We start from the raw sequence: 10,293 nt of genomic DNA, 5'->3' as shown, positions 1-10,293 counted from the left end.
AGCGCTCGGGGGGGGGGGGGGGCCCGGAAGGCGCGCATTTTCGATCCCCCGTGGCTTTGGCTGACGTACGTTCAGATCTCTCGGTCAGCATGCGGCGCACGGCCGGTGAATACACGTGCGGCGAGCGATCGTTACAGGTCAAGGACATGGTGGTGATGCTTCCGCCGCCGTGGGCCGCCCTCTGTCCGAGCGGGTCCCGCGGCCGCGCCGTTCCGGGTCGGCGCTCGACGGCCGGCCGCCTCCGCCAGCCACTTCCGAGCCCCGCTTCCGGTGGGAAGGGAGGGGCGGGCGGGCCCATGGAGGTATGCCTGAGACCCCCGCCGTGCCGAACACCCCGAGGCCCCTCGCGCCCTCCGACGCGGGGCCTGGCTGCTGGAGCTGACCGGGGACGACGGGCGCGCGGGCTTCACGCCGACGCCGCGGGCCGCGCCCTCCGGGCGCCCGGCGCTGCTTGTGAAACACGCCCTTGCCGGCCGCCGGACCGGGGACCCGTCGTTCCCGAGGGCGTGCTGCCCTGCCACCCCTGCTTCCCGTCGGCCAAGACCGGCCCGTCCAACCGCTGGGCCGAGGAGCGCTCATGGGTCCTCGGCGCGGACCACGGCCTGTGGGCCGCCAAGGTCGCCGGGTCCGAGCGGCTCGTCCGGCTGCTCGTCGGGCGGCTCGTCGGACGCCGCGCTCGAAGCCGTACGCCCGCCCTGGGCGCCCTGAGACCAGGTGGAACCCGTTCCCCGGTCCCGGCGTCCTGATGGGCGAAGGGGGCGGGATGAACGCGAGGGCTGTTTCCGTGGCAGGCCGGGTGATCGCGGCTGGGCTGCTCTGCGCGGCACTCGCGGCCTGCGGCGCCGCTCGGAGCGGGCCGGGCGGTCACACGTCGTCCGCCCCGCCGTCGTGCGGGCCCGGTACGGCGACCGATGACGACGGGACGGCTCCGCCCGACCCGCCCACGGACCAGGAGGGCGGGGACCCCGGCCCGCCGACCGACGAGGAACCCGCTACGGACACCGAGACGGGCGGCGCGGACCCGCCGACCGACCAGGACACCGGGGCACCCGCCGACACCACGGACGAGTCGGCCGACGACCGTGCGCCCGGCTCTCCCGGGAGCTCGGCCCCCTGCGCCGTCGCGGCGGGATGGTTCGACATGACCCGGGAGTTCAACGCCTACTACGCGCGCCACCGCACCCGCGCCGACACCTTCCTGCCCGCCGCCCCGGCCGGTGAGGCCCGGCTCCGCAGGTCCTCCGGAGCGGAGGAAGCCGTGGTGACGTTCACCACGGAGTCCGTGGGAAAGGGCGTGGGCGAGGACGCCCGGCGGGTGGCCGAGGTGTTCTCGGCCTGGCGCCGCGAGGAGTACGGAGATCACGGCGCCGTCGAAATCCGGACAGGCCGGGGTTCCGTGGTGGCCACCTCGTCCTGGTGACCTGTACGGCGTGGCGCACCACCTGCTCCGTCGCGCCGTCACCCTCGGCGAACCGCCGCTGTTTGCAACCGCTGCTGTGCGACCCGACCGGGAACCCGCGGATCCGGGGCCCGGGCGCCGCCCCGGCACGGCCTCGCCCGGTACATCCGTGACGGGTGGGGAGGTTGCGTGCACCCCCGGACACCACTCCGGTATCTGACATTCCGATCCTCGGTATCCGGACATACTCACCACGGCTCCCAGCCTGCTCACAGGTGCTCAACTGCAGGCCGCAGGGTGCCTGATACCACTTCCGGTTGCAGTGTGCGGCGGTGACCCATCTCACTGCTCGAACCGTTGCCAGGCTTGTCCCACTCCTCGAATATCGACCCGGGACGCAGTTCAGGGCGATCGTGATCCGATGGCCCCGGGACTCAAAGCCAATAAAACGCGGGGGAGTTCGTCATGACCACGGCCCTTGATCTTCACGCATGGGAACTTGCGGAACAGGGTTGTACTCTGCTCACTGACATCACAACGGACGAACAGGCGGCCGAGGCGCTGAGCGCCTTCGGTGAACTCGTCCCGCAGTACGACGGATCGCTTCGCTACCAGGTCAAAGCCGCGCCGGGCTTCGAGGAGCGCCGGTACTCGAAGAGCGTCAACACGATCCTCGTCCACACCGAGGCGCCGGGCTGGAACCCGACGCCCAGCTACCTGGCCCTGCACTGCCGGGTCCAGGCGACCTGCGGCAGCGGCCACACCGAACTGGCCGATATGCGTCAGTTCGTGGCGACGCTCGCCGAGCAGGACCGGTCCGCCCTCTACGAGCGCGACATCGAATGGGTCGGCCACAACACGGGTGGTGTCGGCACCGAGGGCGTCCGGCGCCCCGTCGTCGAGCGGACCGAAGGCGGCCGGGAGATCGTCCGGTTCAGCTACAACCTGCTGACCACCGGCCAGTACGACCCGCCGGTCGACGCGTCGGTCGACCCCGCCGACCTGCCGCTCGGCAGCTTCGGCATCCACCTGGCCGAGCAGGCCGAAGCGTTCTTCCGAGAGCGGAAGACGTCCGTCCTCATCCCGGAGAACTCGGTCCTGGTCTGGGACAACCAGCGGATGGTGCACGCCCGTTCCGCCTACCGCGACGCCAAGCGGCACCTCACCCGCTACTGGATCGCCGCCCAGCGCTGACACCGGGCCCGGCGGTGACGGCCCGGTCCTGACGGCCCGGCCGTCACCGCGGAGCCCGAGGGCCGGGCCGCCCGCCGGGCCCGTCGCCAGGCGCCGCCAGCCAGGCGTCACCGCCCGGCCACCCGGCGCAGCCGCCCCGTACCGGTCTCCCGGCGCGGGGACCCCAGGGCGCCCGTACCCACGCGGGCGGCCGCCCGCCGCCCGTCGTCCCGGCAGCTCCGCGCACCGGGGCGGCCACCGCGCACGGCGAGACGCTCCGCGTCCCTCCGCGCGCACCCCGGAACGCCGCGCACCCCGGAACACCGATCTCATAAGGCTGGATCATGACCACCATCGCCCAGAACGTCCCGCTCTCGGAGAAGGAAGAGGAGTTCCCCACCGGCCTGCCGGAGGAGCTGAGGGGTCTGCCGGAAGGCGTGCCCCGGTACGACCCGGACGACCAGGTCGAGACCGCGGTGATCCGCCGCCTCGTCGGCAACTGGCACCGGCGGGCCACCGTGAAGCGGGACGAGCCCGACCTCGACGAGCTGTTCGAGATCGACCGGCCGGACTACCCGGAGGGCATCCTGCCCTTCCACGACCACCCCACCTACCAGGCGCTCGACCCGGCGAAGAAGTCGGAACTCCAGAGCTGGGCGTGGATCGCGTACAACCGTCACACGATCATGGCCGAACAGAAGGTGGCCAACCCGGCGTTCGCCCTCGTCATGGAGGGGGAGTACCCCATGCTCCAGGACGAGGCCCTCAACATCTCGCTGGCGCAGGCCATGGTCGACGAGCAGTACCACACGCTCATGCACCTCAACGCGAGCGCGCTCACCCGCCGTCGGCGCGGCCGGGCCATGCCCGACAACGACCTGCCCATCTCGCACACCGCCCGCGAACACCTGCGGCTGCGCGAGGGGTCCGGCCAGCGCTGGCAGAAGTCGCTGACCACGCTCGCCTTCGCGACCGTGTCGGAGATCTCGATCAACGCCTACCTCGACCTGCTGGCCGACGACCCGGACATCCAGCCGGTCAACAGCAGCACCGCCAAGCTGCACAACCGCGACGAGTACTGCCACGCCTCGATCTCCGCCGTCCTCGCCGAGATGGTGCACGACAAGCTCGACCAGGAGCAGGGCCGGTTCTTCCGCGACATGCTCTTCGAGGGGCTGGAGGCGTTCGTCGCCACCGACTACACCACCTGGCACCGGATCATGGACCTCGCCGAGGTCGAGGGCGGCCACGCGATGCTGGCCGACTGTCAGGCCGAGACCAGCCGCAAGCGCCTCGTACGCGACTACACGGGACTGCACACCCTCATCGAGCGGATGGGCGTGCAGGAGCTCGTGGAGTTCGACTGGTCCAAGTCCCACGTCGCGCGCTGACGCGGTCCCCGATGTCGTCGCAGCAGAAGAGGAATTGAGACTTCCGGTGAAACACTACGCCAACGAGCGTCTCGCCCAGCTCGCGCTGGACCGCGGCATGCCCGCGGAGTACGTGCGCGACCTGCGCGTGGTCGGCAGCGTGCTGCCGTTCAAGGTGAACGAGTACGTCGCGGACGAACTGATCGACTGGACGGCCGCTCCGGACGACCCGATCTTCCGGCTGACCTTCCCGCACCGCGACATGCTCCCGGCACAGGTCTTCGACCGGATGGCCGCGCTGCTCGACGCGGACGCCCCGCGCGGAGAGCTCCGGCTGGCCGCCGCGGCCGCCCAGCTCGAACTCAACCCGCACCCGGGCGGCCAGCTGGAGGCCAACGTCCCCGAGCTGGACGGTCGCCGACTGGACGGGCTCCAGCACAAGTACGCCGAGACCGTGCTGGTCTTCCCGTCCCAGGGCCAGACCTGCCACTCGTACTGCGGCTACTGCTTCCGCTGGGCCCAGTTCGTCAGCCAGGCCGAGCTGCGCCAGGCACTGCGCGACCCGGCCGACCTGACCGGCTACCTCGCCGGGCACCCCGAGGTCACCGACGTGCTCTTCACCGGCGGCGATCCGATGATCATGCGCACCGACGTCATCCGCCGCTGGGTCGAACCGCTCCTGGAACCGGGCATGAACTCCGTCCGCACCCTGCGGTTCGGCACCAAGGCGCTCTCCTACTGGCCCGCCCGCTTCACCACCGGACCCGACGCCGACGACCTGCTGCGCCTCTTCGAGCAGGCCGTCGCCGCGGGCCGCCACGTGGCCGTCATGGCCCACTTCTCGCACCCGCGGGAACTGGAGACCGACGCGGTGCGCGAGGCCGTCGCCCGGATCCGCGCCACCGGCGCGGTCATCCGCGCCCAGGCGCCCCTGGTGGCGCACGTCAACGACGACGCGGTCGCCTGGGCCCGCATGTGGCAGATGCAGGTCGACCTCGGCATCGTGCCCTACTACATGTTCGTCGAGCGGGACACCGGAGCGCGCAACTACTTCGGACTGCCCCTGGTCAAAGCCCTGGACATCTACACCGAAGCGCTGCGCGGGGTCTCCGGCCTCGCCCGCACCGCCCGAGGCCCGGTCATGTCGGCGGGCCCCGGCAAGGTCATGATCCACGGCACCGCGGACGTCGGCGGCGAACGTGCCTTCGTCCTCAGCTTCCTCCAGGCCCGCCACCCCGAATGGGTCGGCCGTCCCTTCTTCGCCGCCTACGACGAACACGCCCAGTGGTACGACGACCTCAAGCCGCTGTCCGCGTCCGGAGCCGCCTTCCCGCCCTTCCCGGAGCTTTCCGCATGAAAGTCCACGTCCATGAGATCCGGCTCACCGACCACGACGTGTGGCGCAGCGCCCGCGAGGCCATCCCGGTCCAGCCCGGCCTGCTGATCGAGCTGTCCGCGGGCGGCCACTCGGGTTTCGGCGAGGCCTCGGCCTTCATGACCGACCGCTACAACTCCTCGCTCACCGCCATGCACGAGGACCTGCGCCGCATCGCGGGCACCCTGCGCGCGCTGCCCGCCGACGACCCCGAGGGCGGCTGGGCCGTACTGGCCCCGCTGCTCTCGGGTTCGCCCTTCCTGCTGGCCGCGCTCGACGTCGCCGCGCACGACCTCGCCGCCCGGCTGGCGGGCGTACCGCTCTGGCAGCACCTGGGCGGGGAGCGGCCCGAGGCCCTGACCTCCAGCTACAGCATCGGTCTGGACGAGCCCGCCGTGATGGTGCGCAAGCTCCGCGAGCGCCTCGGCTGGCCCGCGTACAAGGTCAAGCTCGCGGCCCCCGGTGACCTGCACGTCCTGCGGGCGCTGCGCGAGCACACCGACGCCCCGTTCTTCGTGGACGGCAACTGCGGCTGGGACCTGGCCGCGACGCTCGGCGAGCTCGAGGCGATGCGCGAACTGGGCGTGGAACTCCTGGAACAGCCCTTCCCGCGCGAGCGCTGGGACGACGCCCGCACCCTCAAGGAGGCCTCGCCGATCCCGGTGTACGCCGACGAGAGCATCACCGGACCGGACGACCTCGACGCCTGCGCCGAGGCCTTCCACGGGGTCAACCTCAAGCTGATGAAGGCCGGGGGCATCACCCCGGCCCTGCGGATGCTGCGCCGGGCGCGCGCCGCGGGCCTGGCCACCATGCTCGGCTGCATGCCGGAGTCCAGCGCGGGCGTCTCGGCCACCGCGCACCTGGGACCGTACGTCGACCACCTCGACGCGGACTCCATCGCCCTGCTCGCGGTGGACACGGGCGTGGGCGTGCTGCTCGACGACCAGGGCCGGATCACTCTGCCGAACGCTCCGGGCACCGGTTTCGTGCCCGATTTCGGCGGCCCGGCCTTCACCGTACGGCCCACCGCGGCCGGCCAGCCCGGCTGGGACGGCGGCGAGCTGACCGCCTACCGCGACGCGGCCCCGGCCGCCTCGGCCGTACTGCGGCGCAGGCCGCTGCCCGGCTCCGAACCCGACGACGCCGTACGGCAGCTCGCCGGGCTGTCGGTGGCCGACGGAACGAGCGAGGAGGAACTCACCGCCCTGCTGCGGTGCGTCCTCACCCGGGCCGCCGCCGACGGCGCCGACACGGTGTGGGCGCGGCACGACCCCGCCCTGCTCGACGCGGCCCGCGCCACCGGCTTCGCCGAGGCCAGCGCCGATCGCGGCGCCGTATCCCTCCTGGTCTGGAAGGCACCCGTATGACCTCCGTCCACGCATCCCCGGCCACCGGGGCAGCCGCTCCCGCCGAAGCGCCCGCCGCCGCGGACGCGCCCGCGCTGGTGACCGAGGCCGTCGCCCGGGCCACCACCGTCGCCGCGCTCCGCGCCGCGGGCGTCCCGGACGACGACGCCCGGGACGTGGCCGCCGCCCTCACCGAGACCTCCCTGCGGGGGATCGACACCCACGGCCTGCGCCTGCTCCCGCAGTACCTCACCGAGCTGGAGCAGGGCATCGCCACTGCCCGGCCCGCCATCACCGTCGTACGGGACTCCGGCGCGGCCGTGATGCTCGACGCCGACGGCGCCCTCGGCGTGGTCGCGGGCCTCGCCGCCGCCCGGATCGCCGCCGAGCGCGCCCGCGCGCACGGGGTCGCCGCCGTCGGTGTCCGCAACTCCAACCACTTCGGCGCCGCTTCCGTCTACAGCCGCCACCTCGCGGCCCAGGGCCTGGTCGGCATCGTCACCACCTCGGCGGCCTCCCGCGTCGCCCCCTTCTCCGGCACCACCCCGCTGTACGGGACCAACCCGCTCAGCTTCGCCGCGGCCGACGGCGGCGACGAGTTCGCCCTCGACATGGCCACCAGCCAGGTCTGCTTCGGGGAGATCAAGGAGCGGCGCAAGCACGGCCGGGCCCTCGACGCGGGCTGGGCCACCGACGCCGACGGCCGCCCCGCCACCGACCCGGAGGACGCCCACGCCCTCTCCCCGCTCGGCGGTTACAAGGGCCAGGGCCTGGCGATGGTCGCCACCCTCCTCGGCGCCGTCATGACCGGATCGCCCGCGGACTGGCACCTGGAACACATCGGCGAGTCCGCCCCCGGCCGCAGCCGCCAGGTCGGCCACTTCCTGATCTGCCTCGACCCGGCCGCCTTCGGCGGCGCCGAAAGCTTCGCGGCCGGGTTCGCCGACCTGGTCACCACCACCCGCCAGACCCGGCCCGGAGCCGACGCGACCCAGCCCGTGCAGGTCCCCGGCGACCCGCAGGGCCGCTCCGCCGAGCAGCGCTCCGCCGACGGCATCCCGCTCGACCCGCACACCGCGAGCGCCTTCGCCGCACTCGCCGCACTCCACGGAATCGGAGCGGGCACATGATCCTGGTCCTGCTCAGCCCGCGCAACGCCGGGCTGCCCTTCGCCGAGTGGCTCGGCGAAGAGGCGGGCAGCCTGCTCGCGGTGACCGTGCACGGCATCGACCCCGGCCCCGGCTTCCTCGACGTCGAGACCGTCGCCGACTACGTCGACGACACGGCCGTACGGGAGGCCGCCCGCCGACTGTGCGCGCGGCACGGGGTCACCCGGATCCTGGCCCTCGCCGAGGTCGACGTGGAGCGCGCCGCGGCCCTGCGCGAGGAGTACGACCTGCCCGGCCAGCGCCCCGAGAGCGCCCGCGCGTACCGGGACAAGGTGCGGATGAAGGAGCTCGCCGCCGCGGGCGGGATCCGGGTGCCCGCCTTCGCCCCCGCCGACTCCGCGGACGACGTGCTCGCCTTCATGGCGCGCCACCCCGGCCCGGTCGTCGTCAAGCCGCGCGGCGGCTCCGGCTCCACCGGAGTGGCCGTCCTCGACACCCCGGACGACGTCCCCGCCGTCGCCGAGCGGATCCGCTCCGGCGGCCACGAGGTGGAGGAGTTCGTCGCGGGCCGGTTCTTCCACGTCGACGCCCTGCACGCGGGCGGCGAACCGGTGGTGTCCGTCCCGTCCCTCTACACCGACGGCGGCTGCCTCTCGCACTGGACCGACTCCGGCAACGGCAGCTGGACCCTGGAGCGGGCGGACCCCCTGCACCGCAGGCTGGTGGACGAGACCTGGCGGCTCGTCGCCGCCCTGCCCGCCGCGCCCGCGCTCTTCGTGCACGCCGAGTTCTTCGTGACCGACGCGGACGAGATCGTCCTGTGCGAGATAGCGGGCCGCGTCGGCGGTACCCCGATCCCGGCCATGCTGGAGGCCGTACTCGGTCTCGATCCGCGGCACGTGTGGGCCAGGGTCGAGTGCGCGCTGCCGGTGGACCTCGACGCCGTGCGCGAGCGCGCCCGTACGGCGCCGCTCGTCGCCAACTTCGGACTGCCGCCCCGCAACGGCCGGATCACCCGCGTCCCCGTCGAACCTCCGTCCGGGACGCGGGACTTCGCGGTCCTGGCGGAGGCGGGCGAGGACTGGGGCGGCGCGCGCTACCGGGCCCGCAAGTCCGGCGACTTCATCGCGACCTGGCTGGTCACCGCCCCCAACGAGGGGGAGCTGCTCGCCCTCGTCGCCAAGACCGAGGCCGACACCGAGGCGGCCTTCGGCTGGGACCTCCAGCCCGGAGCCGAGGCCGCGCCCGGGGCCGAGCCCACGCCCGATGCCGAGCCCGCACCCGAAGCCCCGCTGGAGGACCGGTGACGTACACGGCCGAGGTCCTCGCCCCCGGAACCCGCCCCACCGCCGCCGAGTTCACCGCGCTGGAGCGGCCCCCGGTCATCTGGGACGACGACCGCTGGTGGCGGTTCACCGAACGCACCGACCTGCACGAGACCCGCTACCTCGCCGTGCGCTCCGCCGACGGCGCCCTGGTGGCCCTGGCCCCGCTGCTGGTCACCCTCGACGGCGGCGGGCTGCTCTTCTACGACGCCCCCAAGATGACCGGTGACCTCGGAGCCTTCGGCGACCCCGAGCACCTCACCGAGGAAGGCCGGGCCCGCTGGGCGCAGCTCACCGAAGCCCTGCCGGAAGCCCGCCGGGCCCAGTACCCCTCGGTCGCGCTCTCCGTCTTCGGCTCCCACCACGGCATCGTCCACGCCATTGGGCGCACCGGGGCCGAGCGCCGCGAGGTGCTCGCCGAACTCCCGCGCCTGCTGGAGGAAGCCGCCCGGTTCCTGGACTGCGCCAGCCACGCCCTGCTGTACGTCACCGACGAGCAGGCCGAGACCCTCGGCCCGGCCGCCGCGGCCCTCGGCCACGCCCCGGCCGTCCTCGGCGCGGAATCCGTCCTGCGGCTCGACGCCCCCGACTGGGACGCCTACCTCGCGGGCCTCGTCAGCCGCAAGCGCAAGCGCGCCAACCGAGAGCTGCGCGAGTACGCCGAGGCCGGGTTCACCACGGTGATCCGCGAGGGCGCCGACGCGCTCACCGGCCCGGTCGTCGACCTCCAGGTCGCGCTGCGCGCCAAGTACGGCCTGCCCGGTGGCCGTCCGCGCGTCGAGCGGGACTTCGCGGCGCTGCGCGAGACCGTCGGCGACAGCGCGCTCGTCCTGTGCGCCGAACGCGACGGCGAAACCCTCGGCTTCGTCCTCTACCTCCGTTCCGGCGACGCCCTGTTCGGACGCACCGCGGGCTTCGACGACGACCGCGCCAAAGGCGTCTACTTCGCCCTCACCTACCACGAGACCATCCGCTGGTCCCTGGCCAACGGCGTCCGTGACATCTGGTACGGGCTCGCCGCCTACGACGCCAAGAAGCTCCGGGGCTGCGACCTCGAACCGCGCCACGGCTGGTTCCACTTCACCGGGGAGGGCCACCAGGTCCTCACCGAGACCGTCCGCCTCCAAGGCGAGGGCGAGAGCGGCCGGTTGCGCGGCCTCGGACCGAACAGCACCACCCCACAAGGAGACTGA

Annotated in this window: 9 protein-coding genes; all 9 read left to right on the top strand. The window is 73.3% G+C overall.

Annotated features, from left to right (window positions below):
• Positions 1-506 precede the first annotated feature (506 nt).
• Complete coding sequence (locus tag QMF80_RS19980; RefSeq protein WP_283455205.1) at positions 507-746, top strand: hypothetical protein; 240 nt, start codon at positions 507-509, stop codon at positions 744-746.
• A gap of 17 nt (positions 747-763) precedes the next feature.
• Complete coding sequence (locus tag QMF80_RS19975) at positions 764-1,420, top strand: hypothetical protein (protein WP_283455203.1); 657 nt, start codon at positions 764-766, stop codon at positions 1,418-1,420.
• A gap of 444 nt (positions 1,421-1,864) precedes the next feature.
• Positions 1,865-2,593: a TauD/TfdA family dioxygenase gene (locus QMF80_RS19970; RefSeq protein ID WP_283455201.1), complete on the top strand. Its 729-nt coding sequence runs from the start codon at positions 1,865-1,867 to the stop codon at positions 2,591-2,593.
• Between the two features lie 323 nt (positions 2,594-2,916).
• Entirely contained in the window at positions 2,917-3,963 is a 1,047-nt protein-coding gene (locus tag QMF80_RS19965) for an AurF N-oxygenase family protein (RefSeq protein WP_283455200.1), read from the top strand.
• A 46-nt stretch (positions 3,964-4,009) separates the two neighbouring features.
• Complete coding sequence (locus QMF80_RS19960) at positions 4,010-5,299, top strand: KamA family radical SAM protein (RefSeq protein WP_283455199.1); 1,290 nt, start codon at positions 4,010-4,012, stop codon at positions 5,297-5,299.
• Entirely contained in the window at positions 5,296-6,687 is a 1,392-nt protein-coding gene (locus QMF80_RS19955) for a dipeptide epimerase (RefSeq protein WP_283455198.1), read from the top strand. Before QMF80_RS19960 ends, QMF80_RS19955 begins: the two co-directional genes overlap by 4 nt.
• A complete protein-coding gene (locus tag QMF80_RS19950) occupies positions 6,684-7,796 on the top strand; it encodes an Ldh family oxidoreductase (protein ID WP_283455197.1) in 1,113 nt (370 codons plus the stop codon). Before QMF80_RS19955 ends, QMF80_RS19950 begins: the two co-directional genes overlap by 4 nt.
• Positions 7,793-9,082, top strand: a complete 1,290-nt coding sequence (locus QMF80_RS19945) for an ATP-grasp domain-containing protein (RefSeq protein WP_283455195.1) — start codon at positions 7,793-7,795, stop codon at positions 9,080-9,082. Before QMF80_RS19950 ends, QMF80_RS19945 begins: the two co-directional genes overlap by 4 nt.
• Positions 9,079-10,293 (top strand): GNAT family N-acetyltransferase, encoded by a 1,215-nt coding sequence (locus QMF80_RS19940; protein WP_283455193.1) that lies wholly within the window; start codon positions 9,079-9,081, stop codon positions 10,291-10,293. The genes QMF80_RS19945 and QMF80_RS19940 overlap by 4 nt, the downstream gene beginning before the upstream one ends.

It is taken from the genome of Streptomyces sp. G-G2 (assembly GCF_030063135.1).
Classification (GTDB): Bacteria; Actinomycetota; Actinomycetes; order Streptomycetales; family Streptomycetaceae; genus Streptomyces.
This window is presented reverse-complemented; position numbering and strand designations above follow the sequence as displayed.

Coding starts and splice junctions, on each gene's coding strand:
- QMF80_RS19975 (WP_283455203.1), top strand. CDS start 764: ATGAACGCGAGGGCTGTTTCCGTGGCAGGCCGGGTGATCGCGGCTGGG.
- QMF80_RS19970 (WP_283455201.1), top strand. CDS start 1,865: ATGACCACGGCCCTTGATCTTCACGCATGGGAACTTGCGGAACAGGGT.
- QMF80_RS19965 (WP_283455200.1), top strand. CDS start 2,917: ATGACCACCATCGCCCAGAACGTCCCGCTCTCGGAGAAGGAAGAGGAG.
- QMF80_RS19955 (WP_283455198.1), top strand. CDS start 5,296: ATGAAAGTCCACGTCCATGAGATCCGGCTCACCGACCACGACGTGTGG.
- QMF80_RS19950 (WP_283455197.1), top strand. CDS start 6,684: ATGACCTCCGTCCACGCATCCCCGGCCACCGGGGCAGCCGCTCCCGCC.
- QMF80_RS19945 (WP_283455195.1), top strand. CDS start 7,793: ATGATCCTGGTCCTGCTCAGCCCGCGCAACGCCGGGCTGCCCTTCGCC.